At 71.2% G+C, this 22523-nt stretch carries 28 protein-coding genes; 18 read left to right on the plus strand and 10 right to left on the minus strand.

The window, feature by feature from the left end; translation table 11 throughout:
- Nucleotides 1-197 (minus strand): pseudouridine synthase (locus E1J50_RS20235; protein ID WP_245516670.1); only part of this gene is annotated, 197 nt, incomplete at its 3' end.
- A 58-nt stretch (nt 198-255) separates the two neighbouring features.
- On the opposite strand from E1J50_RS20235, the gene ftsY reads away from it, so the two are divergent.
- Together ftsY and E1J50_RS20250 are read left to right on the plus strand one after the other, a co-directional pair.
- The gene (gene ftsY, locus E1J50_RS20240) at nt 256-1701 is read left to right on the plus strand and encodes a signal recognition particle-docking protein FtsY (protein WP_132255615.1); all 1446 of its coding nucleotides are present in this window, start codon (nt 256-258) and stop codon (nt 1699-1701) included.
- A 324-nt stretch (nt 1702-2025) separates the two neighbouring features.
- Entirely contained in the window at nt 2026-2655 is a 630-nt protein-coding gene (locus E1J50_RS20250; RefSeq protein WP_132255616.1) for a septation protein A, read from the plus strand.
- Between the two features lie 4 nt (nt 2656-2659).
- Here E1J50_RS20250 and E1J50_RS20255 read toward each other — a convergent pair whose 3' ends face one another.
- Genes E1J50_RS20255 through E1J50_RS20265 form a run of 3 tightly spaced genes read right to left on the minus strand, consistent with a single transcriptional unit; the run spans nt 2660 to nt 4235 of the window.
- Nucleotides 2660-3271: a DsbE family thiol:disulfide interchange protein gene (locus E1J50_RS20255; RefSeq protein ID WP_132255617.1), complete on the minus strand. Its 612-nt coding sequence runs from the start codon at nt 3269-3271 to the stop codon at nt 2660-2662.
- On the minus strand, nt 3268-3417 hold the full coding sequence (gene ccmD, locus E1J50_RS20260; RefSeq protein WP_132255618.1) for a heme exporter protein CcmD: 150 nt from the start codon (nt 3415-3417) through the stop codon (nt 3268-3270). The genes E1J50_RS20255 and ccmD overlap by 4 nt, the downstream gene beginning before the upstream one ends.
- 8 nt (nt 3418-3425) lie before the next feature.
- Complete coding sequence (locus E1J50_RS20265) at nt 3426-4235, minus strand: heme ABC transporter permease (protein WP_132255619.1); 810 nt, start codon at nt 4233-4235, stop codon at nt 3426-3428.
- Nucleotides 4236-4379: 144 nt separating this feature from the next.
- Here E1J50_RS20265 and E1J50_RS20270 point away from each other — a divergent pair, with 144 nt between their 5' ends.
- On the plus strand, nt 4380-5636 hold the full coding sequence (locus E1J50_RS20270; protein ID WP_132255620.1) for an AAA family ATPase: 1257 nt from the start codon (nt 4380-4382) through the stop codon (nt 5634-5636).
- The gene (locus E1J50_RS20275) at nt 5633-6277 is read left to right on the plus strand and encodes a DUF4276 family protein (protein ID WP_281024582.1); all 645 of its coding nucleotides are present in this window, start codon (nt 5633-5635) and stop codon (nt 6275-6277) included. Before E1J50_RS20270 ends, E1J50_RS20275 begins: the two co-directional genes overlap by 4 nt.
- 26 nt (nt 6278-6303) lie before the next feature.
- Here E1J50_RS20275 and ccmB read toward each other — a convergent pair whose 3' ends face one another.
- From ccmB to relB, 4 genes are read right to left on the minus strand one after another with little or no spacing between them, the layout of a single operon-like run.
- Entirely contained in the window at nt 6304-6972 is a 669-nt protein-coding gene (gene ccmB / locus E1J50_RS20280) for a heme exporter protein CcmB (RefSeq protein ID WP_132255622.1), read from the minus strand.
- Nucleotides 6969-7604, minus strand: coding sequence for a heme ABC exporter ATP-binding protein CcmA (gene ccmA, locus E1J50_RS20285; RefSeq protein ID WP_132255623.1), 636 nt, complete (start codon nt 7602-7604; stop codon nt 6969-6971). The genes ccmB and ccmA overlap by 4 nt, the downstream gene beginning before the upstream one ends.
- Nucleotides 7605-7633: 29 nt before the next feature.
- Nucleotides 7634-7903, minus strand: a complete 270-nt coding sequence (locus tag E1J50_RS20290; RefSeq protein ID WP_132255624.1) for a type II toxin-antitoxin system RelE family toxin — start codon at nt 7901-7903, stop codon at nt 7634-7636.
- A complete protein-coding gene (relB, locus tag E1J50_RS20295; protein WP_132255625.1) occupies nt 7887-8111 on the minus strand; it encodes a type II toxin-antitoxin system RelB family antitoxin in 225 nt (74 codons plus the stop codon). The genes E1J50_RS20290 and relB overlap by 17 nt, the downstream gene beginning before the upstream one ends.
- Nucleotides 8112-8416: 305 nt before the next feature.
- Here relB and acnA point away from each other — a divergent pair, with 305 nt between their 5' ends.
- Nucleotides 8417-11116, plus strand: a complete 2700-nt coding sequence (gene acnA / locus E1J50_RS20300) for an aconitate hydratase AcnA (protein WP_132255626.1) — start codon at nt 8417-8419, stop codon at nt 11114-11116.
- A 208-nt stretch (nt 11117-11324) separates the two neighbouring features.
- Nucleotides 11325-12029, plus strand: a complete 705-nt coding sequence (locus E1J50_RS20305) for a metal ABC transporter permease (protein ID WP_132255627.1) — start codon at nt 11325-11327, stop codon at nt 12027-12029.
- Between the two features lie 42 nt (nt 12030-12071).
- Here E1J50_RS20305 and E1J50_RS20310 read toward each other — a convergent pair whose 3' ends face one another.
- On the minus strand, nt 12072-13199 hold the full coding sequence (locus E1J50_RS20310; RefSeq protein ID WP_132255628.1) for an AI-2E family transporter: 1128 nt from the start codon (nt 13197-13199) through the stop codon (nt 12072-12074).
- Nucleotides 13200-13572: 373 nt separating this feature from the next.
- Between E1J50_RS20310 and E1J50_RS20315 the strand changes: the two genes are divergently transcribed.
- From E1J50_RS20315 to E1J50_RS20370, 12 genes are all read left to right on the plus strand, one after another.
- Nucleotides 13573-13890: a hypothetical protein gene (locus E1J50_RS20315; RefSeq protein WP_132255629.1), complete on the plus strand. Its 318-nt coding sequence runs from the start codon at nt 13573-13575 to the stop codon at nt 13888-13890.
- A gap of 194 nt (nt 13891-14084) precedes the next feature.
- Nucleotides 14085-14396 carry an acyl carrier protein gene (locus E1J50_RS20320; protein WP_109895472.1) on the plus strand — a complete coding sequence of 104 codons (312 nt, stop codon included), beginning with the start codon at nt 14085-14087 and terminating at the stop codon, nt 14394-14396.
- Between the two features lie 41 nt (nt 14397-14437).
- Nucleotides 14438-14914 carry a 3-hydroxyacyl-ACP dehydratase FabZ family protein gene (locus E1J50_RS20325; RefSeq protein ID WP_132255630.1) on the plus strand — a complete coding sequence of 159 codons (477 nt, stop codon included), beginning with the start codon at nt 14438-14440 and terminating at the stop codon, nt 14912-14914.
- On the plus strand, nt 14911-16047 hold the full coding sequence (locus E1J50_RS20330) for a beta-ketoacyl-ACP synthase (protein WP_132255631.1): 1137 nt from the start codon (nt 14911-14913) through the stop codon (nt 16045-16047). The genes E1J50_RS20325 and E1J50_RS20330 overlap by 4 nt, the downstream gene beginning before the upstream one ends.
- A gap of 89 nt (nt 16048-16136) precedes the next feature.
- Nucleotides 16137-17420 carry a beta-ketoacyl-ACP synthase gene (locus E1J50_RS20335; protein WP_132255632.1) on the plus strand — a complete coding sequence of 428 codons (1284 nt, stop codon included), beginning with the start codon at nt 16137-16139 and terminating at the stop codon, nt 17418-17420.
- Complete coding sequence (locus tag E1J50_RS20340) at nt 17417-18199, plus strand: SDR family NAD(P)-dependent oxidoreductase (protein ID WP_132255633.1); 783 nt, start codon at nt 17417-17419, stop codon at nt 18197-18199. Before E1J50_RS20335 ends, E1J50_RS20340 begins: the two co-directional genes overlap by 4 nt.
- An 8-nt stretch (nt 18200-18207) precedes the next feature.
- Nucleotides 18208-18492 carry an SH3 domain-containing protein gene (locus E1J50_RS20345; protein WP_132255634.1) on the plus strand — a complete coding sequence of 95 codons (285 nt, stop codon included), beginning with the start codon at nt 18208-18210 and terminating at the stop codon, nt 18490-18492.
- A 53-nt stretch (nt 18493-18545) separates the two neighbouring features.
- A complete protein-coding gene (locus tag E1J50_RS20350; RefSeq protein ID WP_132255635.1) occupies nt 18546-18899 on the plus strand; it encodes a hypothetical protein in 354 nt (117 codons plus the stop codon).
- A complete protein-coding gene (locus tag E1J50_RS20355; RefSeq protein ID WP_132255636.1) occupies nt 18889-19278 on the plus strand; it encodes a type II toxin-antitoxin system PemK/MazF family toxin in 390 nt (129 codons plus the stop codon). Before E1J50_RS20350 ends, E1J50_RS20355 begins: the two co-directional genes overlap by 11 nt.
- Complete coding sequence (locus E1J50_RS20360) at nt 19278-20300, plus strand: zinc-binding dehydrogenase (protein WP_132255638.1); 1023 nt, start codon at nt 19278-19280, stop codon at nt 20298-20300. Before E1J50_RS20355 ends, E1J50_RS20360 begins: the two co-directional genes overlap by 1 nt.
- A 93-nt stretch (nt 20301-20393) precedes the next feature.
- Nucleotides 20394-21419, plus strand: coding sequence for a lipid A biosynthesis lauroyl acyltransferase (locus E1J50_RS20365; RefSeq protein ID WP_132255637.1), 1026 nt, complete (start codon nt 20394-20396; stop codon nt 21417-21419).
- Between the two features lie 4 nt (nt 21420-21423).
- Nucleotides 21424-22179, plus strand: a complete 756-nt coding sequence (locus tag E1J50_RS20370; RefSeq protein ID WP_132255639.1) for a DUF1223 domain-containing protein — start codon at nt 21424-21426, stop codon at nt 22177-22179.
- A gap of 11 nt (nt 22180-22190) precedes the next feature.
- Here E1J50_RS20370 and E1J50_RS20375 read toward each other — a convergent pair.
- Nucleotides 22191-22523 (minus strand): aminopeptidase (locus tag E1J50_RS20375; RefSeq protein ID WP_165937932.1); only part of this gene is annotated, 333 nt, incomplete at its 5' end.

Consider the following 22523-nt stretch of genomic DNA (forward strand, 5'->3'; position numbering starts at 1 on the left):
CAGCCCGACGTGTCGCGATCGAGCCGGTGCACCACCTCGGGGCGCCGCGGCAGGCCGAAGCGGAGCGCGTCGAGATGGTCGGTCAGGGTCTCGCCGCCCTTCGGGCCGGGATGCACCGGCAGGCCCGCCGGCTTGTCGATGACGAGCAGCAGGGCATCGCGGTAGAGCAGGCGGGCGCCTATGTCAGGCAGGATCATCGGTGATACGCGAGTGGTGGGCCGGCGCGAAGAGCCCGGCCTGCGGGAGCAGGGACGCATGAGTCAAGACGAGAAGCCGGGCTGGTTCGGCCGCCTGTTCGGGCGCAAGGGCATGCCGGCCGCGGAGGAGAGCCCGGTCCCGCCGCCGGACTCGCCCGCCTCGGCCTCCGAGGGCCAGCCCGACTTCGCCACCGGCGCCGACGACGTCAGCCACGTGCCGCTGCCGCCCTCCGAGCCCGCGCCCGAGGAGGCGGGCAAGAACGCGGTGCCCGACGAGATCGAGGGCGCGGACCTCCAGCCGATCGAGGGAGACACCGAACGCCCGCCCGCCGGCACGGCCGGCGACGCGCCCGCGCGCGGGGCGGAGCCGGCGGACACGACCTCCCGGGCCTTCGAGCCCGAGCCGGCCGAACCCGAGCCGGCCGAACCCCGATCGGCTGCGCCCGAACCGGCCGAGCCGACCCCCTCCGCCCTGGAACCCGGCACGTCGGCCCCCGACCCCGACATTCAGCCCGTCGACACGGCGGCCGCTTTGGCCACCGACGCGGCCAAGGATTTCGACCTCGCGGACGCCCCGGGCAAGCGCGGCTGGTGGGGGCGCCTCACCGCCGGCATGAAGCGGACCTCGACCTCCCTGTCGGACCGGGTGACGGGGCTCTTCACCAAGCGCAAGCTCGACGCGACGACGCTGGAGGATCTGGAGGACGCCCTGATCCAGGCCGATTTCGGCGTGGAGACCGCGACGCGCGTCTCCGAGGCGGTCGGCAAGGGCCGCTACGAGAAGGGGATCTCACCCGACGAGGTGCGGGAAATCCTCGCTGCCGAGGTCGAGCGGGCGCTCGATCCCGTCGCCGAGCCCCTGCGGATCGAGACCGCGCGCAAGCCCTTCGTGATCCTGACGGTCGGGGTGAACGGCGCCGGCAAGACCACGACGATCGGCAAGCTCGCCCTGAAGCTCAAGGCGGAGGGGCGCAGCGTGATGCTCGCGGCCGGCGACACATTCCGCGCCGCGGCGGTGGAGCAGCTGAAGGTCTGGGGCGAGCGCACGGGCACGCCCGTCGTCACCCGCGCGCAGGGGGCGGACGCGGCGGGCCTCGCCTTCGACGCATTGCAGGAAGCCAGGCGCCAGGGCACCGACGTGCTCCTCATCGACACCGCCGGGCGCCTGCAGAACAAGGCCGGCCTGATGGCAGAGCTGGAGAAGATCGTGCGCGTGATGCGCAAGCTCGACGCCGAGGCTCCCCACGCCACGCTCCTCGTCCTCGACGCCACGGTCGGCCAGAACGCGCTGAGCCAGGTCGAGCTGTTCTCGCAGGCGGCGCCCGTCAGCGGCCTCGTGATGACGAAGCTCGACGGCACGGCACGCGGCGGCATCCTCGTGGCGCTCGCGGCGAAGTTCGGCCTGCCGGTGCATTTCATCGGCGTCGGCGAGGGGGTGGAGGATTTGGAGCCCTTCGCCGCGCGCGACTTCGCGCGGGCGATCGCGGGGCTGGAGAAGGCTTAGAGGCCCGCTCGCGCCACGTCGGTGCGGGCGAAATCCTCGCCTTGAACAGGAGCAGCGCCTCGAGGGAACGGGCGAGCGCAGAGGCGAAGCCATCGCCGAAATCGAGCGCCGCCGGATGGCGGCCCTTGCCATACCGGGCGAAGGCGTCGGCTGCGCGGCGCGCGAGGTCCGCAAGCAGGCGTCGGTCTCCTCGTGGTCGATCCGGATCGTCATGGTCGGGGCGGCTCCGGTAGGAAACGGCGGGGGCATAGCTTACATCGGGGTCCGCGGCGGCGCCGGAAACCCGCTCCCGGACGCCGCCCGCCACGTGAGCCGGACCCGTTGATGCAGATCGAATCCGTCCCCCCGCAACGCCACCTCGCCCCGCTGCCGAAGCTCGCGCTCGAACTCGGGCCGCTGGTGCTGTTCTTCCTCGGCAATGCCTACGCGGAGCGCTTCGGCGTGGCGGCCGACCAGAAGCTGTTCGCGGCCACCGGCCTGTTCATCGCGGCGACCGTGGTCGCGCTCACGATCCACTACGCGCTGGTGCGGCGCCTGCCGATCATGCCCCTCGTCTCGGGCGTCGTGGTGGTGGTGTTCGGCGGGCTGACCCTGGTGCTGCAGGACAAGACCTTCATCATGGTCAAGCCCACCATCGTGAACACCCTGTTCGGCCTCGTGCTGCTCGGCGGCCTCGCCTTCGGCAAGTCGCTGCTCTCGGTGGTGCTCGACAGCGTGTTCGCGCTCACCGACGAGGGCTGGCGCAAGCTCACCTTCCGCTGGGGGCTGTTCTTCCTGGCGCTCGCAGCCCTCAACGAGGTCGTCTGGCGCACGCAGACGGAGGATTTCTGGGTCAGCTTCAAGGTCTTCGGCATCATGCCGCTGACCATCCTGTTCGCGCTGGCCCAGACGCCGCTGCTCGCCCGCCACGAGCGCAAGGACGGGCGCGCCGAGGATCCGGCGAAGGCCGCCTGATCCGTCAGCGGGCCGCGGCCTGGCCGCCGGCCTGGGCCGCCGCCCGGATCTTGGCGAGGACGCCGTTCAGGTTCTCCGGCGTGACGATGCCCACGAGCTTGTCGCGGATGATCCCGTCCGGCCCCACGATGAAGGTCTCGGGCACGCCGTAGACGCCGAAATCGATGCCGACGCGCCCGCTCGCGTCGAGCCCGACCTGAGAGAAGGGCACCCCGTTCCGGGCGAGGAAGCGGCGGCCGTTCTCCGGCGCATCCTTGTAATCGATGCCGACGAGGCGCAGGCCCGGCTCGCGGGCAAGCCGCATCAGCATCGGGTGCTCGACCTGACAGGGCGCGCACCACGAGGCCCAGAAGTTCACGAGCGTCACGCCGCCCTTGAGGTCGGCGCTGGAGAGGCCGGGCACGGGCTTGCCGTCGGCCTCGAGACCCGGAACCCCCGGAAGCTCGAAGGCCGGCACCGGCTTGCCGATCAGCACGGACGGGATCGCGGCCGGGTCGATCCCGGAGCGCAGGCGCAGGAAGAACAGGCCCGCCAGCACCGCGAAGGCGACGAGCGGTACGATCAGGAGGAGGGAGCGGCGCACCGGCTCCGGGGCGGAGGCGTGCGGCTCGCTCACGGGCGCTCCCGGCGCTGCAGATCTGCGAGCGCGCGCTCCTGCGCCCGGCGGTCCCGGATCGCGTTGAGGACGAGGCCGGCCATCACGAGGCCGGTGAAGGCGTAGGCGCCGAGGATGAAGTCGGCATGGGGTCCGAGACCGAGCATGGGCTCCCTCACAGGGCCTGGCCGAGGGGCGCGGCGCCGGCGGACGGCCCCGGGACGAGGGCGGGAGCGCCGGCATCGAGGCGCTCGGCCTCGCGGATCGTCAGCGTGCGCACCCGCCGCCGCAGGATCTCGGTGCGCATCGCGTAGAGGTGGAGCGTGACGCCGAGGAGCGTCGCGGCGGCGATCATGATCAGGAGCGGGTAGAGCATCGAGGGGTCGATGGTCGAGCCGCCCATGCGCAGGATCGAGGCAGGCTGGTGCAGCGTCGACCACCAGTTCACGGAGAACTTGATGATCGGCAGGTTCACGGCGCCGACGAGCGTCAGGATCGCCACCGCACGGGCGGCCCGGTTCGGATCCTCCATCGTGCGCCAGAGGGCGATGATGCCGCAATAGATCAGGAACAGGACGAGCATCGAGGTGAGCCGCGCGTCCCAGACCCAGTAGGTGCCCCACATCGGCTTGCCCCACAGCGAGCCGGTGACGAGGCAGATGATGGTGAAGGCTGCCCCGATGGGCGCGGCCGCCCGCTGCGCCACGTCGGCCAGCGGATGGCGCCAGACCAGCGTCCCGATGGCCGAGAGCGCCATGGAGCCGTAGAAGAACACCCCGAGCCAGGCCGCGGGCACGTGGATGAACATGATCCGCACCGTCTCGCCCTGCTGGTAATCGGGCGGGGCCACGAACCAGGACAGGGAGAGGCCGAGGCAAAGCGCCAGCAGCGACACCGCGACGAGCCAGGGCATGAGGGCGCCCGACCAGCGCAGGAAGTGGCCGGGATTGGACAGGCGGGTCCAGAGCGAGGGCGAGGCCGACATGCTCCCGCTTTAGCGCGGCGTGCGGTGCAGCGGCAATGCGGGGGAGGGGCGCAGGCTGGATCGGGCCGCAAGGGTGTTGCACGCTCGGTGTCTCGGCTAAGCCTCTTTCTAGCGTTCTTCTTCTGGAGCGGAGTCTGCACGCTCATGGCTATCAGGAAGCGAATGGAATTGGTCGACGGCAGACCGCGCAGGCAGGCGCACATCACCTATCTGCGAGTCGAGAATTTCCGCGCCTTGCGCAAGATCGAGCTGCGGGAGATCACACCTCTGACAGCCCTGCTCGGGCCAAACGGCAGCGGAAAGTCGACGGTTTTCGACGTATTCGCTTTCCTCTCGGAATGCTTCGAGTTCGGCCTGAGGCGCGCTTGGGATCGTCGAGGACGCGCGAAGGAGCTCAAGACACGAGGCAGTGACGGGCCCATTGTCATTGAAATCAAATATAGGGAAGCTGACTACCCATTAATCACCTATCACCTAGCCGTAGATGAGAGAAATGGGGCGCCAGTTGTGGCCGAGGAGTGGCTGCAATGGAAGCGTGGCAGTCACGGAAAGCCCTTCCGCTTCCTTGATTACCGCGCTGGGAACGGCAAGGCCGTCAGTGGAGATCTGCCTGACGAGCAGGATAAACGCATCGATATTCCCCTGAAGTCGCCGGACCTGATCGCCGTGAACGCACTTGGTCAGTTCGCCGAACACCCGCGCGTCGCCGCCCTACGCGACTTCATTACCGGCTGGTACGTCTCATATTTCTCCGTGGACAATACGCGAGGCCAGCCGGAGGCTGGACCACAGGAGCGGTTATCGCGCACGGGTGACAATCTTGCGAATGTAATCCAATACCTCGGTGAGCAGCACTCAGGTCAATTGCAAGCAATTTTTCGCTCCCTGCGAGACCGTGTACCCCGCGTCGAAAGCGTACTCGCAGAGGCAATGGCGGACGGACGACTACTCTTGTCCATCAAAGATGCCCCTTTCGACAATCCGATCCTGGCGCGATTCGCCTCCGATGGGACACTCAAGATGCTCGCGTACCTTGTGCTTTTGAATGATCCGGCGCCACCGCCCTTCATCGGCATTGAGGAACCTGAGAACTTCCTTCACCCCCGCCTGCTATACGGGCTTGCGGAGGAGTGCCGGTCGGCGAGCGAGCGCGGGCAGTTACTTGTGACGAGCCACTCACCGTTCTTCCTGAACGCAATGCGCCCGGAAGAAGTACGGGTTCTCTACCGAGACGACGACGGATACAGCCGGGTTACGACCGCCTCGGACATCCCTGGTGTCAGAGAGCTCATGGCTGAGGGCGGGCAACTGGGGCACCTCTGGCTCGAAGGCCATTTCGGGGTGGGCGATCCCCTGACCAACCACGGGGCGCCCGTCAGCCGGGCGGGAGCCGCCGCGTGAGTCTCCGGCACATCGAGTTCCTGATCGAGGAGCCTTCGATGGAAGCCTTCCTGAAGCAAATTCTTCCTCGAATCCTTGGTGATCAGGCGACCTTCCGCCTGCACGCGTATCAGGGCAAGACCGACCTGCTGGGCAAGCTCGAGGATCGGCTACGCGGCTACGCCCGCTGGCAGCCGTCGGACACGAAGATCGTGGTCCTGCTCGATCGCGACGACGACAAATGCGCAGCGCTCAAGCGGCACATGGAGCGAGCCGCGCAATCCGCCGGCCTGATAACGCGATCCGCGAGCAGGGTTTCGCAGTCCGGCGAGTGGACGGTCGCGACGCAAATCGCGATCGAGGAACTTGAGGCTTGGTACTTCGGCTGCTGGGAAGCGGTTTGTCGCGCCGACCCGCGAGTGCCTCGCGGCGCGTGCCGGCAGGCTGCCTACCGCCAGCCGGATGCTATCGCCGGCGGCACCTGGGAAGCGCTGGAGCGGCTGTTGCGACGGGGTGGCTACCATACCGGCGGCCTACGCAAAGTCGAAGCAGCCATTCGAATCGGCGAGCATTTCGACCACGAATCCTGCAGATCTCCGAGCTTCGCCCAATTGCGAATGGTGCTATGGGAGATCGTGTCCGGCGTAGGGGGGCCGGTGTAAAGTCGAGGCTTTCCAACTGCGCGCCATTACTCCGACCAGCGCAGGGCCGCCGCCGCCGCGAAGGTGCCGATCACCGCCGCGATCAGGCTGAGGGCCGCGAGGATCGTCAGCGGCGTCGCGAAGGGCACCGTGCCACCGAGCGCCGACTGCGCGGCCGAGACGCCGAAGATCAGGGTCGGGATCATCAGCGGCAGGACCAGCACGGCGAGGATCAGGCCGCCGCGGCGGATCGAGGCGGTGAGCGCCGCCCCGACCGCGCCGACGAAGGTCAGCGCCGGGGTGCCGACGAGAAGGGTGAGCGCGGTCGCGGCCATGGCGGTGCCGTCGAGCGCCACGAGCAGGCCGAACAGGGGGGAGGCCAGTGCCAGGGGCAGGCCCGTGGTCAGCCAATGCGCCGCGACCTTGGCCAGCACCACGAGTTCGAGGGGCGCGGGCGCCCCCGTCATCAGGTCGAGGGAGCCGTCCTCCTCGTCGGCCTGGAACAGGCGGTCGAGGCCGATCAGGGTGGCGAGCACCGCGGCGAGCCAGAGGATGGCGGGGCCGATCCGCGACAGGAGGTTGAGGTCGGGCCCGAGCGCGAAGGGCACCAGCGCCACGATCATCAGGAAGAAGACGAGGGAGAGCGTGCCCGAGCCGCCGACGCGGGCGGCGAGCGTCAGGTCGCGGGCGACGAGGGCGCGGAAGGCGCGGATCACGCGAAGGCCTCCGCCGAATCCTCGGCCGGCAGGGGCGGGCGCTCGATGCGCAATTCCCGCGCATCCGCGAGGCCGAGCGCCTGGTGGGTCGCCGCCACGACGAGGCCGCCGCCCGCCCGGTGCCGGGCCATGAGCGCGGCGAGAACGCCCTGCGAGGCCGTGTCGAGGGCGGCCGTCGGCTCGTCGAGGAGCCAGAGCGGCCTCCGGCAGACGAGGAGCCGGGCGAGCGCCACCCGCCGCCGCTGCCCCGCCGAGAGGTAGGCGACCGGCAGCTTCAGCGCGTGGGCGAGGCCGAGTTCCGCCAGCGCCGCGCCGGGCGTCAGGGCCGGATCACCGAGCAGGTCGCGGGCGAAGGCGAGGTTCTCCTCCGCCGTCAGCGCGCTCTTCAGCCCGTCCCGATGGCCGACGACGTGCAGGCATTCGGGCAGGCTCGCCTCGCCGACATCGTCCGCCCGGACCGCGCCGGCATCGGGCTTGAGGCGCCCGGCGAGGACGGCGAGCAGCGTCGACTTGCCGGCGCCGTTGCGGCCCGTGACCATCAGCGCCTCGCCGGGGCCGAGGGCGAAGGAGAGGCCCGCGAAGATGCGGCGCCCGGAGCGGCGGACGGCGAGGCCGGTGACGGTGAGGCGCACGGGATCGACCCGATCTCAGGACGGGCGGGTCAACGGTAGACCTCGCGGCGGTGCCCGACGCGCAAGACCACGATGCGCAGGCATCCGTCCTCGATGGAGGCGATCACGCGATAATCCCCGACCCGATATTTCCAGAGGCTGCCGAGCTTGGCGCCTTTCAGCGCCTCGCCAATGGCACGGGGATCGTCGAGTGGCGAGACCCGATCGCGGAGGAAGCGCAGGATCCGCCGTGCGGCGTCGGGGCCGAGGCGGTCGAGTTCGCGCTCTGCCGAACGATCGAATTCAATCTTCCAGGCCATAGCGCGCGATCAACGCGTCGAGGGACGTCGTCCCGCTCTCACCGCGGCGCAGGGCGCCGAGCCGGCGCTCGGCCAGTTCGATGTCGTCGAGATTGTCGAGGTGCTCGCGCAGGGCCTCGCGGACATGCTCGCTCGCGCTGAGCCCGGTGCGCCGCGCGAGAGCATCGAGGCGCCGTTCCAGGTCGGCTGGCAGGTCGAGGGCGAGCATGGGAATCTCCGCACATCAGAATAGGGATCGGCCCACGCTCCGTCCACCGCCCCGCCGCGGGCGCGGACACCTGCACGCCACTGTCATCGGGCCCCCGTAGCGGCGAGTTTCGAACTGTTCTATACGGGCCGCAGGCTGCGCCGCGCGACCCATCGGGCGTCCAATTCGCCCCTCGCGCATCATCCTGCCCGGGCACCCCCGGGGCGGCGCGCGCCGGCAACGGCGCGAGTTCAGCCGAACACTGATTCGTGGCGCAGGTTATGCCTGCGCGTGTTCGACAAACGCCAGCGAGGATCAGACTAGCCGTGGCATCGCTCGACAGCTTCAAGTCCCGCCAGACGCTCGACGTCGGGGGCAGGACCTACACCTACTACTCCATTCCCGAGGCCTCGAAGAACGGGCTCGCCGACGCAGCGGCCCTGCCCTTCTCCATGAAGGTGCTCCTCGAGAACCTCCTCCGCTACGAGGACGACCGTTCGGTCCGCCGGGCGGACATCGAGGCCACGGTGGCGTGGCTCGGCAACCGCGGCAAGGAGGAGACGGAGATCGCCTTCCGCCCGTCGCGGGTGCTGATGCAGGACTTCACCGGCGTGCCGGCGGTCGTCGATCTGGCGGCCATGCGCGACGCCATGGTGGCGCTCGGCGGCGACCCGCAGAAGATCAACCCGCTGGTGCCCGTCGACCTCGTGATCGACCACTCGGTGATCGTGGACGAGTTCGGCACGCCGAAGGCGCTGGCCGACAACGTCGCGCTCGAATACGAGCGCAACGGCGAGCGCTACACCTTCCTCAAATGGGGCCAGTCGGCCTTCGACAATTTCTCCGTCGTGCCGCCCGGCACCGGCATCTGCCACCAGGTGAACCTCGAGTACCTGTCGCAGACCGTGTGGACCCGCTCGGAGGGAGGCTCCGAGGTCGCCTATCCGGATAGCCTCGTCGGCACCGATTCGCACACGACCATGGTCAATGGCCTCGCCGTCCTCGGCTGGGGCGTCGGCGGCATCGAGGCGGAAGCCGCCATGCTCGGCCAGCCGCTCTCGATGCTGATCCCCGAGGTCGTCGGGTTCAAGCTCTCGGGGCGTCTGCCCGAGGGCACCACGGCGACCGACCTCGTGCTCACCGTCACGCAGATGCTGCGCAAGAAGGGCGTCGTCGGCAAGTTCGTGGAATTCTACGGCCCCGGCCTCGACGACATGGCGGTGGCCGACCGCGCCACGATCTCCAACATGGCGCCCGAATACGGCGCCACCTGCGGCTTCTTCCCCGTCGACCAGAAGACGATCGACTTCCTGCGCGTCACCGGCCGCTCGGACGAGCGCATCGCCTTGGTCGAGGCCTATGCCAAGGCGCAAGGGATGTGGCGGGACGCGCAGACCCCGGACCCCGTCTTCACCGACACGCTCGCCCTCGACATGGGCGACGTGCGCCCCTCGCTCGCCGGGCCGAAGCGCCCGCAGGACCGGGTGCTGCTCGACGCCGCCAAGACGGGCTTCTCCGGCGCGATGGAGACCGAGTTCCGCAAGGCCGCCGAGATCGCCAAGCGCTACCCGGTCGAGGGCTCGAACTTCGACATCGGCCACGGCGACGTGGTGATCGCCGCGATCACGAGCTGCACCAACACCTCGAACCCGAGCGTGATGATCGGGGCGGGGCTCCTGGCTCGCAACGCGGTCGCCAAGGGCCTGACCTCGAAGCCCTGGGTGAAGACCTCGCTGGCGCCCGGCTCCCAGGTCGTCGCCGAGTACCTGGAGAGCGCCGGCCTGCAGAAGCCGCTCGATGCCCTCGGCTTCAACCTCGTCGGCTTCGGCTGCACCACCTGCATCGGCAATTCGGGCCCGCTGCCGGCGCCGATCTCGAAGGCGATCAACGACAACGACGTGGTGGCCGCCGCCGTGCTCTCGGGCAACCGCAACTTCGAGGGCCGGGTAAACCCGGATGTCCGGGCGAACTACCTCGCCTCGCCGCCGCTCGTCGTCGCCTACGCGCTCGCCGGCTCCATGCAGATCGACCTCACCAAGGACCCGCTCGGCACCGGCTCGGACGGCAAGCCCGTCTACCTCGCCGACATCTGGCCCTCGTCGTCCGAGGTCCAGGCGTTCATCGAGAAGAACATCAGCTCGGCCCTGTTCAAGTCGCGCTACGCCGACGTGTTCGGCGGCGACCATTACTGGAAGGCCGTCGAGGTGACCGAGGCCGAGACCTTCGCCTGGGATTCGGGCTCCACCTACGTGCAGAACCCGCCCTATTTCGAGGGCATGCAGAAGGTGCCGGCCCCCGTCACCGACATCGAGGGGGCCCGCATCCTCGGCCTGTTCCTCGACTCGATCACGACGGACCACATCTCGCCCGCCGGCAACATCCGCGCGGCCTCGCCCGCCGGCGCCTACCTGCAGGAGCACCAGGTCCGCGTGCAGGACTTCAACCAGTACGGCACGCGCCGCGGCAACCACGAGGTGATGATGCGGGGCACCTTCGCCAACATCCGCATCAAGAACCAGATGGTGCGGGACGCGAGCGGCAACGTGGTCGAGGGCGGCTGGACGCTGCTGCAGCCCACGGGCGAGAAGATGTTCATCTACGACGCCGCGCAGCGATACGCCGAGACCGGCACGCCGCTCGTCGTCTTCGCGGGCAAGGAATACGGCACCGGCTCGTCCCGCGACTGGGCGGCCAAGGGCACGAAGCTCCTCGGGGTGCGCGCCGTGATCGCCGAGAGCTTCGAGCGCATCCATCGCTCGAACCTCGTCGGCATGGGCGTGGTGCCGCTCGTCTTCCAGGGCGACACCTCCTGGGCCTCCCTCGGGCTCAAGGGCGACGAGACCGTCACGATCAAGGGGCTCGCGGGCGAGCTCAAGCCGCGCCAGACCCTGGTCGCCGAGATCACCTCGGCCGACGGCTCGCGTCAGGACGTGCCGCTCACCTGCCGGATCGATACGCTCGACGAGCTGGAATACTTCCGCAACGGCGGCATCCTTCCCTACGTCCTGCGCTCGCTCGCGGCCTGAGCGCACTCGCAGGATCGTCATCGAGAGGCCCCTCCCGCGCGGAGGGGCCTTTTTTTTCGGGCCTGAGCGGGGGGCGCCGCGCGAGCCCTGCTTTGCCGGATCGTCCTGGCCTGCGCGAACAATGTGGCGCGTCAAATAATTGGGCGCAATCTTGGCTCCGGCCGGCACCGCCCCATCTCTCCCGGAACCTCGAACACGGGAGATCGCCATGAACTGCATCACGACCACCGCCCTCGCGGGCCTCCTCGCGCTGACCGGCGCCGCCCAGGCCGCCCCGGAGCTGCAGCGCGTGCGCGGCACGATCGAGTCGGCCGACGCCGGCACGGTCACCGTCAAGACGAACGAGGGCGGCACGGAGACCGTGCAACTCGGCGGCGCCAAGGTCGTCTGGGTGGCGAAATCCAGCCTCGACGCGGTCAAGGACGGCGTCTTCATCGGCACCGCCACCAAGGGCGAGAATCCGCTGACGGCGCTCGAGGTCGTGATCTTCCCCGAATCGATGCGCGGCACGGGCGAGGGCCACTACGCCTGGGACGCGATCACCGACCACACCGCCGCCGGCGGCGCCAAGGTGAAGAGCGCCATGACCAACGGCACCGTGAAGGCGGAGCAAGCCGGCGCCCCGAAGGTGAAGAGCGCCATGACCAACGGCACGGTCGCCAAGAGCGGCGGCTCCGGCGGCGGCGCCGGTGGCGGCGCGGGCGGCGAGAAGACGCTGACGGTGACCTACGACAAGGAGGGCTCGAAGCAGATCGTGGTGCCGCCCCAGGCCCCGATCGTCGCCTTCGAGCCGGCCGACCCCGCGATCCTCAAGCCCGGCTCCAAGATCTTCGTGGTCGCGGCCAAGGACGGGGGGAAGCTCGACGGCAAGCTGGTCGCGGTCGGCAAGGACGGCCTGACCCCGCCGATGTGATCCCGGCCTCCCGGCGGCCGGGGCCGGCCGCCGGGATCGCCCTCACGCCACCGGGCGCTGCGCCGGCCCCTCCGTGAAGTCCCGCCACAGCAGCACGAGCGCGGCCATCACGGCGGGGCCGAGGAACAGGCCGAGCAGGCCGAAGGTCTCGACGCCGCCGAGGATGCCCAGCAGCACCCAGAGGAAGGGCAATTGCGTCGTGCCGCCGATCAGCGCGGGCCGCACGAAATGGTCGGCGACGAAGGTGACGACGAGGCCCGAGGCGGCGACGACGATCGCCGGGACGACCGCGCCCTTGGCGACGAGGAGCAGGGAGGCGAGGCCGAAGACGAGCGGCGCCCCGAAGGGGATCATCGCCGCCACGGCGGTGAGCGCCCCGAGCAGGACCGGGTGCGGAACCCCGGCGAAGACGTAGACGATCCCGAGGAGCACGCCCTCGCCGAGCCCGACCAGCACGAGCCCGTCCACCGTGCCGTGGACGGAGGCGACCATCTGCCGGGCGACCCGCTCGCCGCGGGGGCCGAACAGGCGGTTGCAGGCGGTGAGCACCTGGGCCGCCAGCGCCCGCCCGTCCCGGAACAGGAAGAACAGGGCCACCAGGGTGAAGCCGAACAGCACGCTGCGGCGCACGACCTCGCGGCCGAGATTGCGCGAGAGGCCGATCACCGAGGCGTTGTCGAGCCGGTGCAGGATCTCGGAGCCCGCCTCCGGATGGCTCAGGGTGTCGCTCCACCAGCGCGTGGCCTGGGCCGCGCCGAAAGGCAGGCGCTGCAGGACATCCGGCACCGGGATGCCGGTGCGCTCGGCCGAGCGCACGAGATCGAGGGCGTCGTGCGCCTCCCTTGCCGCCTGCACGCCGAGCACGCCGAGGGGCGCGAGGACGACGAGGGCGACGAGGAGCGTGGCGAGCGCCGGCAGGAGGATGTTGTGCCGCCCCGGCGGCCAGCGCCGCTCGGCCCGGCGGTAGAGGGGCCCGAGGGCGATCGCCATGATCACCGCCCAGACGAGCGCCGGCAGGAACGCGTGCAGGATCCAGAGCCCGAGGGCCGAGAGCGCCAGCACCAGGGCGATCCGGGCGGCACCCTGCGAGCGGAGGGTCTCTTCAGCGCGGTCCGGGGCGGGAGCGGGGGGCGGTGCGGGCTGCGGGAGCGGGGTCGGGCGATGGTCCATCGGACAGGGGGTCTCCGCTGGGCGCGGCCTCCGCGCCCGCTCCCGGGCAGCCATGTAGGGCGTCGAGGCCGGGATGGCCCCCCACGGATCCCGCCGCTCCGGACTTCGTGCGCGGGCGCGACCTGTCCGGACAGACCTGCGTCCCACTCCCGAACGGGAGAGGGGACCTTCGCCCGATGCGTCGAGGCCGAGGCGCCCGGGAGCCGGCAGAACCTGCCGACCGCGACACGCGGAACCGGCAGCGTCTGCCGGGCCGGCGGAGGAGAGCCTGGGACGACGGTCCGGCAAGCCACGGAAATCAGGACTGTTTTCTTGGGCGGGGGCTCTTGCACGGCCCGTGCTTTTCCCCTCGCTGAGGGGGGGGGAAGGCAGCATGTCGGTGGGATCGATCGGGTCGACAGCCACGATGCGGGCGCTCGCCGCGCCGACGCGGGGGAAAGGCACCGGCGCGGCCGCCGGCGAGCCTGCCGCGGCCGTCGAGTCGTTCCGCGAGCTGATGAAGATGACGCCCGCCGAGCGCATGCGGGCCGCGCTCCTCGGCAAGATGGGGCTGACGGAGGAGAGCCTGCGCAACCTCGGGGCGGAGGAGCGCAGGAAGATCGAGGACACGATCAAGGCGCGGATCAAGGATTCGCTGACGGGGACGCTCGGGACTCCGGCCAGGGGTCTCTTCACCGACATCCGCGCCTGAGACCGCGGCATGGCCCCGAAGCCGGCACGGTTGCCCGCCCGAGACCCCTCGTGTAGAGGTCGCCGCCAACGTGAGGACCGCCCGCGGCGGTCCGCCGACGCGCGCATGGTCCCGGGGGGCGCCGGGTCGCCTGCGCCCGGTGCGGGAAGGGCTCTTCCCGCCCGGCGACGACTTCAGGAACACGGCGAGAACGCATGTCTGACCAGCCCATCACCGCCACGAGCGCGACCTTCGACCGGGTTGCCGACATCATCGCGGACACCGCCGACATCCCGCGGGACAAGATCACCCCCGAGAGCCACGCCATCGACGATCTCGGCATCGATTCGCTGGCCTTCCTCGACATCGCCTTCGCGGTGGACAAGGCCTTCGGCATCAAGTTGCCGCTGGAGCGCTGGACCCAGGAGGTCAACGAGGGCAAGGTGCCGGCCGAGGAGTATTTCGTCCTCAAGAACCTCTGCGCCCGCATCGACGCGCTGGTCGCCGAGAAGGCCGCCAAGGCTTAGTCCACCGACGCCCGCACCGACGCCGCCGATCCGAAGCGACCATGCGCCTCGAATATTTCGAGATGATCGATTCCGTCGTGCACCTCGACCGCGAGGCGGGCCGGATCGAGGCTCTGGCCCGCGTGCCCGACGAGAGCCCCGTCTTCGAGGGGCATTTCCCCGGCCACCCGCTGGTGCCGGGCGTTCTGCTGACGGAGACCATGGCGCAGGCCTCCGGCTACCTCGTGCTCGCCCATCTCGACTTCGCGCAGATGCCCTTCCTGATGGCGGTCGACAAGGCGCGCTTCCGCTCCTTCGTGGGGCCGGGCGCCGAGCTCAGCATCGAGGCGAGCCTCGTCCATGACGGCTCGGGCTACGCGGTGACGAAGGCCGCGATCCGCCACGCGGGCAAGCCGCTGGCCGACGCGGAGCTGCGCTTCCGCACCATGCCCTTCCCCCCGGGCCTCGACGCGCCGATGCGCGAGCGGGCGCGCCGGATCGGGCTCGCGATCGGGGCCGAGCCCGGAGCCCTGCCGTGAGCGGGCGCGCCGTCGTCGTCACCGGCATCGGCCTCGTCTCCTGCGCGGGCGAGGGGCTCGCGGCGCATCTCGACGCGCTCGCCGCGGGCGCGCCCCCGCGCACGGATGCCGAGACCTTCGCGCCCTACCCGGTTCACCCGGCCCCCGCCCTCACGCTCGACGGGCAGATCCCGAAGAAATCCGACCAGCGCCAGATGGAGGCGTGGCAGCGCCTCGGCGTCTACGCGGCGGGCCTCGCCCTCGATTCCGCGGGCGTGAAGGGCGATGCGTCCTTCAAGGAGAACCTCCACCTCGTCGTCGCGGCGGGCGGGGGCGAGCGCGACTACGCGGTCGACGGGGCGATCCTGACGGGCCTGCGCGAGGCGTCCGATCCGGGCGCCTACCTCAACGAGCGCCTGCAGAACGACCTGCGCCCGACCCTGTTCCTGGCGCAGCTCTCGAACCTCTTGGCCGGCAACATCGCCATCGTGCACGGCGTCACGGGGGCGTCCCGCACCTTCATGGGCGAGGAGGCGGCGGGCATCGATGCGCTGCGCATCGCGCAGGCGCGGATCGCCTCGAACCAGATCGACGCCATGCTGGTCGGGGGCTCCTACAGCGCCGAGCGGCCGGACGTGATGGTCATCCACGAGATGGGCGGCTTCCTGCGGAAGCCCGATTACCGGCCCGTCTTCGAGCGGACCGGGCAGGGCGAGGACGGCTTCATCCTCGGCAGCTGCGCCGCCTTCCTGGTGCTGGAGGCGGCGGATTCCGCCGCCGCCCGCGGCGCCCGCGCGCTCGCCCGGATCGACGCGGTCGCGAGCGACCGCACCCGACGCGAGCCCGGGAGCCTCGCGGGCAGCCTCGCCGCGATCTGGGGCCGGGCAGGAATCGGGCGCGCGGGCGCCGTGATCTCGGGGGCAACGGGCGTCGCGCCGATCACCGCAGAGGAGGGGGCGGCGCTCGCGGAGCTCGCGCCCGGCGCGACGCTGACCGCGCTCGGCGACCTGATCGGCCACGGGCTCGAGGTGGCGGCGCCCTTCGGCGCGGCGCTCGCCGCCGCCCTCGTCGCCGAGACGGGCCTCTCGGAGGTCGCCGTCACCACGGTCGGCCACCGGCGCGGCGAGGGCGTCGTGCGGGTGCTGGCCGCGTAGGCCCGCATCCGGAACAACGCCTGCCCTGTCACGCTGCGGCCATGCCGGCGCCCAAGACTCACGCGCGAGACTTGCTGTAAGACGACCCCATGACAGCTCACCCCCATCGCGACGCGAGAGGCCGGCCCCTCGTCGCCGTCACCGGCATCGGCCTCGTCACCTCCCTCGGGCAGGGCCAGGCCGAGAACTGGGCGGCGCTGACCGCCGGGCGCTCCGGCATCCACGCGATCGCGCGGTTCCCCACCGAGGGCCTGCGCACCACCATCGCCGGCACGGTCGATTTCCTCGACACCGACCCGCTGGTGGCGCCCGCCCTCTCCGAGCGCTTCGCGGCCACCGCCGCCGAGGAGGCGGTCACCCAGGCGGGAATCGGGCGCGCGGGCGATTTCCCCGGCGCGCTCTTCATCGCGGTGCCGCCGGTCGAGATGGAATGGCCGCAGCGGCAGGCGCTCGCCGAGGCCGGCGCCGGGAACGAGGCGGTGACCTATGCGGGCCTGCAGCGGGCGGCCGCGACCCGCCGCTTCGACGCGTGGCACGACCTCTTCATCTTCGGCACCGTGGCCGACCGGATCGCGGACCGCTTCGGCACCAAGGGCTCGCCGATCTCGCTCTCGACCGCCTGCTCGTCGGGCGCCACCGCGATCCAGCTCGGCGTCGAGGCGATCCGCCGGGGCGAGATGACGGCCGCCCTCTGCATCGGCACGGACGGCTCGGTGAACCCCGAATCCCTGATCCGCTTCTCGCTCCTCTCCGCCCTCTCGACCCAGAACGCGGTGCCGGAGGCGGCGTCGAAACCCTTCTCGAAGAACCGCGACGGCTTCGTGATGGGCGAGGGCGCCGCCGCCCTCGTGCTGGAGGATGCGGAGGCGGCCCAGGCCCGCGGCGCCCGGATCCTCGGCTACGTCCTCGGCTGCGGCGAGAAGGGGGACGGCTTCCACCGCACCCGCTCGAGCCCGGACGGCGCCCCGATCATCGCGGCGATCCGCGCCTCCCTCGACGATGCGGGCCTGGGGCCGGACGGCATCGACACGATCAACGCCCACGGCACCTCGACGCCCGAGAACGACAAGATGGAGGCGCTGGGCCTCATGGCCGTGTTCGGCGAGCGCATGGGCGCCGTGCCGATCTCCTCGAACAAGTCGATGATCGGCCACACGCTCACGGCGGCGGGCGCCATCGAGGCGGTGATCTCGCTGCTGACGATCCGGAACGGGCGCATCCCGCCGACCATCAACTACGCGGTGCCCGACCCGGCCATTCCGCTGGACGTGGTGGCCGAAGCCCGCGACGCGCGGGTGGAGCGGGTGCTGTCGAACTCGTTCGGCTTCGGCGGGCAGAACACCTGCCTCGTGCTCGGCTCGGAGCCCGCATGAGCACCGGACCGAGCGCCGGGGCGAGCGGAGCGGGCCGCGTCCTCGTCACCGGCGGCGCCTCCGGGCTCGGCGCCGCGATCGTGCGCGCGCTGGCGGCGTCGGGCCACGACGTCGCCTTCACCTATCGCAGCTCCGGCGACAGGGCGGAGGCGCTTCTCTCCGAACTCGGCCGCACGCACCCGGACCGGCGCGTCACGGCCCACGCCCTCGACCTCTCGGACCGCGTCGCCCTCGACGCGTTCTGCGAGGCGATCGAGGGCGAGAGCTGGCACGGGCTCGTCCACAATGCCGGGCAATCGGCCGACGCGCTCGCCGCGATGCTGGCGCAGGACCGCGCCGAGGCCGCGATGCAGGTCAATTTCTGGTCGCTGACGCGGCTCGCCAAGGCGCTGGTGCGCGGCATGATCCGGGCGCGCCGGGGCCGGATCGTCGCGATCGGCTCGGTGGCGGCGCTCCAGGCCAATGCCGGCAACGCCGCCTATGCCGCCTCGAAGGGCGCCTTGATCTCGTATTGCCGCACGCTCGCGATCGAGTCGGCCAAGCGCGGGGTCACCGTCAACGTGATCGCGCCGGGCTTCATCGACACCGACATGATGGCGCCCTACGCCGCCCACCGCGAGGGGATGGAGCGGCAGATCCCGGCCGGGCGCTTCGCGCAGCCCGCCGAGGTTGCGGCACTGGCGACCTTCCTGATGGGGGAGGGGGCCGGCTATATCACGGGCGCCGTCCTGCCCGTCGACGGCGGGCTCACCGCCATGATGGGCGTGCACCGCTCCTGAGACCGACGATGCGCCTCCGCCTCCTCCCGGCCCTCGCCCTCGCCCTGCTGGCTGCCGGGCCGGCCCGCGCCGAGCCGGAACCGTTCCGGGTCGACGGCCTGCCTCGCGGCGAGGCCCTGAGCATCCGCGCGGAGCCGGACGCGGCCGCCGAGATCGTCGGCGAGATCCCGGCCGGCCGCCGTCTCCTCGGCTTCGGCTGCACCAACGACACGCCGAGCCGCACCACGTGGTGCCGCGTCAAGTTCGGCCGCAGCGTGGGCTGGGCCCGGCGGCGCTATCTGGCACCCGAGTGAGGGATGTTGAAGGCCGGCCCGTCCCTGCGTAGGTATCGATCGGAGGCCGCGCGATGGCGACGATGATCATCCGGGACGATGTGCTGTGGGCCCGGCATATCGAGGGCGACCCCGAACTGGCCCGGACGATCCGGACCCTGCCGGCGGACGACGCGATCGTCCTGCGCATCGAGGGCCGCCCCGTCCGTTTCCGCAAGATGCGCGATGGGCGCGACGGGCGCCCGACGGAGGGCGTGCGGCCGGAACCCGCCGACGCGGCGTTCTGGAGAACGCTGGTGGCGCGGCGCGGCGCGATGGTCACGGTGGAGCCGGAAGCCGGCTCGGTCGATCCCTATCTCCTGTCCCTTTCCGCCACCTTGAGCGAGTGGAACAGTCCCGAGGACGCGGCGGCCTACGATGAGCTTTGACCGCTTCGACGTCCTGACGGCCCTGTTTCCCTTCCTCGACATTCCCCAGCGCAAGCCGCGCCCGATCCTCGTTCTCTCGGACGGCGCGTTCAACGCCGCGCACGGACACCTGATCGCGTCGATGATCACCACGGGCGCGGGGAGCCGCTGGCCGAGCGACTATCCGATCAGCGATCTTGCGGCAGCGGGCCTGAAACACCGGTCCGTCGTCCGCTGGAAGCTGTTCACGCTCGGCTTCGGCGAGATCGGCCGGCCGATCGGCCGCCTGTGCGGGGCCGACCGGGATGCCGTGCGTGCGCGCCTCGACGCGATCCTGTACGGAGCCCCCGAGGCAGTCGCTCGGGGCATCTCCGAGCGCGCGCAACCGGAAGAACGATGATGCAAGCCCTCCAGCTCTTCGGCGACCGCGACCTGCGCCTGACGGAGGTCGAGGATGCGCCCCCGCCGGGACCCGGCGAGGTCCGGGTGCGGGTGCGGGCGGTCGGCCTCAACTTCATCGACGTCTGGGGCTTTCGCGGCATGGCCTTCGCCAAGCGCAAGCTGCCGCTCACCGTCGGCGCCGAGGCCGCGGGCGAGATCGCGGAGGTCGGCGAGGGCGTGGAGGGTTTCGCCGCGGGCGAGCCCGTCGTGATCTACGGGGCGCAGACCTGTGGCCGCTGCCGGGCCTGCCGGGAGGGCCGCGACAACCTCTGCGAGGAGGTCGGCGGCGTGATGGGCTTCCACATCGACGGCTTCGCCCGCGACTTCGTGACGATGCCGGCCCGCCTCGTCGTCAAGGTGCCGGCGGGCGTGAGCCACGTCGAGGCCGCCTGCGCGCCGATCGCCTTCGGCACGGTGCAGCACATGCTGTTCGACAACGCGCGGCTGGAGCCCGGCGAGAGCATCCTCGTCCATGCCGGCGGCTCCGGCATCGGCACCGCCGCGATCAGGATGGCGAAGGCGATCGGCTGCACCGTCTTCACGACGGTCGGCGACGACGAGAAGGGCGCGAAGGCCGCCGAGCTCGGGGCCGACCACGTCGTCAACTACCGGACCGAGCGCTTCGAGGGCGAGGTGCGGCGGCTGACGAAGCGCAAGGGCGTCGACGTCGTGTTCGAGCATGTCGGCCCCGACACCTGGAACGGCTCGCTCCTGTGCCTGAAGCGCGGCGGGCGGCTCGTGACCTGCGGCTCGACGTCGGGCGTCTCGACCACGATGAACCTGATGCAGCTCTTCCAGCAGCAATACCGCATCACCGGCTCGTTCGGCTGCTCGATCCGCAACATCCGCGAGTCGCTCTCCAAGATGGCCGACGGGATCACGCCGGTGATCGACACGGTCTATCCCCTCGCCGATTTCGGGCAGGGCCTGGAGCGGCTCGAATCGCGCAAGGTCTTCGGCAAGATCCTCGTGACCTTGTGACCGGGCGAGCCCCACTCCACTTGCAGCCCGGAATCCTCTAAGCGGGTCGCATCCCGCCCGCGTTGCCGAGACGCCGCCCTCACGAGAGACCCGTTGCTGCGCCTCGCCTTCATGCTGAACCGGCACCTGCCCCGGATGGCCGGGCTCGCCATGATCCCCCTGATCCGGGGGCTCTTCCTGCTCGCCCGCGCCCTCGGGCCGGAGCGGGCGAGCGCCATCGGCGGGGCGCTGTTCCGGCTGATCGGCCCCCGGCTGCCCGCTCACCGCACGGCGCTGGCGAACCTGCGCGCCGCCTTCCCCGGGCGCGACGAGGCCGAGCTCCGGCGGATCTCCCGCGACGCCTGGGAGAATCTCGGCCGCACGGGCGCGGAATACGCCCATCTCGACCGGCTGTTCGACTACGACCCGGCCGATCCGGCGACGCAGCGGATGGAGGTCGAGGGGATCGACCATTTCTACGCCCTGCGGGACGATGGCCGGCCCGGCCTCGTCTTCGCCTCGCACCTCGCGAACTGGGAATTGCCCGCGATCTGCGCCCAGAAGTTCGGGCTCGAGACGACCGCCGTGTTCCGGCCGCCGAACAACCCGGCCGCCGCCCGCCTCGTTCAGGAGGTGCGCCGCGCCACGATGGGCGGCCTCGCCGCGTCCGGCCCCGGCGCCGCCTTCGCCATGCAGGGCGTGGTGGAGCGGGGCGGCCATCTCGGTCAGCTGATCGACCAGCACTTCACCCGCGGCGTGGTGGTGGAGTTCTTCGGGCGGCCCTGCCTCGTCAACCCGCTGCTCGCCAAGCTCGCCCGGCACTACGAGTGCCCGGTCCACGGGGCCCGCGTGGTGCGGCGGGACGGCGTACGCTTCCGCCTGGAACTGACCCCGCCCCTCGACCTGCCCCGCGACGCGAGCGGCGCCATCGACGTGCAGGGCGCCATGCAGGCGATGACCCGGGTGCTGGAGGAATGGGTGCGCGAGGAGCCGGGGCAGTGGCTCTGGATGCACCGGCGCTGGCGCCCCTCCATGCTGCCCAAGCCGAAGCAGCCGCGGGGCATGCCGGAGGCGGCCCCCGGCGGCGACGCCGCTCAAGCCAACGTGACTTCCCAGCCTTCCGCACCCGCGCTCTCATGAGATGATGTCGGATGCAACCCGGCCGCGTGCTCGGATCGCGGCGCTCCTGGCCAGCCTGATTCCGGGCCTGCTCGCGGGCTGCCTGCCGGCGGCCGCCGAGCCGCTCCGCGCCGTCCTCGAACTCTACACGAGCCAGGGCTGCGCCGTCTGCCCACCGGCCGAGCACCTGTTCGGCGACCTCGCCCGCCGCCCCGGCCTCCTCGCCCTGACCTTTCCCGTGACCTACTGGGATTACCTCGGCTGGAAGGACACGCTCGGCCACAGCCTCTTCACCGACCGCCAGCGCGCCTACGCCACGGCCCACGGCGAGGTCCGGATCTATACCCCGGCCCTCGTGATCAATGGCGGCGCCGCGCTCGCCGGGGCGAACCGGGCCGGCATCGAGACGATCATGCAGGAGACCCGGGCGGGGGGCCTCCGGGTGCCGGTCCGCACCGAGGAGCAGGGCGACCGAATCGTCGTCGAGGTCGGCGCCGACCCGAACCCGCCGGGCCGGGCCGACGTCTGGCTCGTCCCCCTCCTGCGCAGCCGCGCCGTGGCGGTCGAGCGCGGCGAGAACCGGGGCCGGGTCGCGACCTACGTGAACGTGGTGCGCGGGCTCTACCGCCTCGGCGCCTGGACCGGCCAGGCCGCCCGCTTCGAGGCCCCCCGCTCGGCGATCCAGGTCGGCGAGGCGGACAGCTACGCCATCCTCGTCCAGGGGGCTCTGGGCGGGCAGCCGGGACGGATCTGGGGCGCGGCGAAGGGGCCGGGGCTGTGAGGGCCTAAGCCCTAGACCCACTCGCCCCGGCGCATCACCGGCACCGCGCGGCCGTCCGGCGCGATGCCATCCACGTCGATCTCGGCCGAGCCGATCATCCAGTCGATGTGGATCAGGGAACGGTTGGCGCCGCGCTCGGCGAGGTCCGCCTCGCTGAAGCTCGCGCCGCCGCCGCGGAAGCACTTGCTGTAGGCTTGGCCGAGCGCGATGTGGCTCGCCGCGTTCTCGTCGTAGAGGGTGTTGTAGAACAGGAGGCCGGAAGCCGAGATCGCGGAACTCGCCGGCACCAGGGCGACCTCGCCGAGGCGGGCGGCGCCCTCGTCGGTGTCGAGCACCCGGGCGAG

Origin of the sequence: Methylobacterium segetis (genome assembly GCF_004348265.1) — a bacterium.
GTDB classification, from domain to species: Bacteria; Pseudomonadota; Alphaproteobacteria; order Rhizobiales; family Beijerinckiaceae; genus Methylobacterium; species Methylobacterium segetis.